The 2176-nt window shown below is 70.2% G+C and carries 1 pseudogene; it reads left to right on the top strand.

Going from position 1 to position 2176, the window contains the following annotated elements:
• Positions 1-2176 (top strand): annotated as a pseudogene (locus A8M77_RS34885) (autotransporter adhesin family protein); the annotation flags it as partial.

Here is a 2176-nt window from a genome sequence, read left to right as displayed (position 1 = left end):
GGCACGATCGAGGCGCAAAGCCTGCAGATCACGGCGGCCGGCGACATCGACAACCGCGGCGGCACGCTGCGCCAGACTGGTGGCGCGGGCCTGACGCTGGCTGCAGCGGCCTTGAGCAACATCGCTGGTGGCGTGATCGGGGCCGAGCCGGTGCCTGAGGCGGCACTTGCCGACGCTGGCACGGGCGGCGCGGGTCCCACGAGCCCAGGGCCAAGCGCAGGCATTGGGACGGGCACGGGCACGGGCACGGGCACTGAAACCGCAACAGGCGGCAGCGCATCGACCCCCAGCCACGCACCGCCCGCCCCCGGCCGCATCACCGCAGCCGGCGCCGTTCTCAACGATGCCGGCCGTATCCACGAGAGCGGCCCCATCACACTGAACACGCCGCAGGTCAACAACACAGGGGGATCGCTCTCGGTGGCGAACCTGGCCCTCAGCGGTCAGAGCTTCAGCAACGCAGGCGGAAGCCTGAACATCAGCCACAGCTTCAGCGCCAACGTCGAGCGCTTCGACAACACAGCCGGCGTGGTGCATGCCGGCAGCCTGCAGATCGCCAGCAGCGGCGAGCTGCTCAACCAGGGCGGCCGGTTGGAGAGCGAGGGCGATGCAGCGTTGCGCGCCGATTTCTTCCAGAACGCAGGCGGCGCGCTGCGCGCCGGCCACGACGCCAGGGTCGATGTCGCCGGGGCGCTGCTCAACGACGGCAGCATCACATCGGGCCGGCACACCACCGTCACGGCAGGCAGCGTCCAAGGATCAGGCGTGCTCGGTGCCGGTGTCCAGCCCGACGGCAAGCCCGCCAGCGCGGGTGACCTGCGCGTGACGAGCACCGGCGCGCTCCAGGCCAGGGGCACCCACCTCGCCGCGGGTGACATGACGCTGCAGGGCGCGAGCATCGACCTCTCATCCGGCACCACCCGCGCCGCCAACATCGCGCTCACCGCGAGCCAGGGCCACATCACCACCAGCGGCGCGACGATCACCACGCCCGGATCGCTGAGCGTGACGGCCAACAGCCAATCTGGCCAGAGCCTGATCAACCACGCCGGCCAGCTCCAGGCCGACCGACTGAGCCTGAACCTCGCCCGCCTCGCCAACACCGGCGGCGGCCAGATCGTGCAGACCGGCGCGGCGCACACGCGCATCAGCGTGGCAGGCACCCTGAACAACGCCGGCCTCATCGCCAGCAAGGGCCACACGACCCTCGCCGCCGGGAACCTCGGAAACGATGCCGGCCGCATCACCGCCGAGGGCGACCTGCGCATCGACGCCGGCGCCATCGACAACACCGGCGCGCTGATCCGCGCACGGGGCACCACCACCCTCAACGCCGCCGTCCTCACCAACACGAACACCCTGGGCACCGACCAGGGCATCGAGGGCAGGAACGTCGCCATCGGCACGACGAGCCTGGTCAACACCGCAGGCGCCATCCGAGCCGATGCGAACGCCACGGTGACCAGCGCCGGCCGCATCGACAACACCCAGGGCAGCCTCATCTCCGCCGGCCACGCCCTGTCCGTCGTCGACCCGAACGCAGCCAACCCTGCTGCCACGGCCCTGGCCGTCAAGAACACCGGCAGCACCCTCCTGGCTGGCAACTCGCTCACCGTCGATGCCGCTGCGCTCACCTTCGACGGCAAGCTGCTCTCCAAGGGCGACATGCGCCTGGCCCTGAACCAGGATGTCCTGATCGCCGCGGGCAGCCAGACCACCGCCAACCGCAACCTGAGCATCGCCACCAGCGGCAACATCACCAACAGCGCCAAGCTGGCTGCCGGCAATGCACTCACCCTGTCGGGCCGCCACATCGACAACATCGCCAGCGGCGACATCCAGGGCACGATCACCACCCTGAACGCGAGCGGCACCGTCACCAACCGCGGCGTCATCGACGGCGTGGCCACCCGCATCGATGCCACAACCGTCACCAACATCGGCACCGGCCGCATCTACGGCGATGCCATCTCCATCGGCGCCGGCACCCTGAACAACCTGGCCGAGAGCGTCAATGGCATCACCAGCGCCGCCACCATCGCCGCGCGCCATCGCCTGGACATCGGCGCGAGTTTTATTCACAACCGCGAGGGATCGCTGATCTTCAGCGACGGCGACCTCGCCATCGGCGGCAGCCTGGATGCCAACGGCCGCGCCACCGGGGCCGCCACGAGCC

The organism is Variovorax sp. JS1663 (assembly GCF_002157355.1).
Lineage (GTDB): Bacteria > Pseudomonadota > Gammaproteobacteria > Burkholderiales > Burkholderiaceae_C > Variovorax.
The sequence above is the reverse complement of the archived record's forward strand: the minus strand, read 5'-3'. Positions and strand labels throughout refer to the sequence as shown.